Source organism: Pseudoalteromonas sp. GW168-MNA-CIBAN-0100 (assembly GCF_040309225.1).
In the GTDB taxonomy this organism is placed as follows: Bacteria; Pseudomonadota; Gammaproteobacteria; order Enterobacterales; family Alteromonadaceae; genus Pseudoalteromonas; species Pseudoalteromonas arctica.
Window position 1 is genome coordinate 1 of record NZ_JBEOOL010000716.1, and the last position, 261, is coordinate 261.

At 44.4% G+C, this 261-nt stretch carries 1 protein-coding gene; it reads left to right on the plus strand.

Features of this window, described 5'->3' with window-relative positions; genetic code table 11:
* A partial coding sequence (locus tag AAEY62_RS23145; protein ID WP_350636782.1) for a FlgD immunoglobulin-like domain containing protein occupies positions 1-261 on the plus strand: 261 nt, incomplete at both ends.

Below are 261 nucleotides of genomic sequence, written 5' to 3' on the forward strand. Positions count from 1 at the left end.
GCTTTAGCTGCATCAATGACATCAAACTCAGCACTGCAAGCATCTACATTAGTAGGTAAGCAGGCGCTTTTAGAGTCTGACACGTTAGATTTAAATGAAGCAGGTGATGCACGAGGCTCAGTTGTTGCCGAAAAGCCAGTTGAAAGCTTAAAGCTTAGAATTGAAGACGAGTCTGGGCAGTTAGTTAGAACTATAGATTTAGGCTCGCAACCAGCAGGTGCAGTGCGTTTTGCATGGGATGGTAAAAATGAAGCAGGTGAG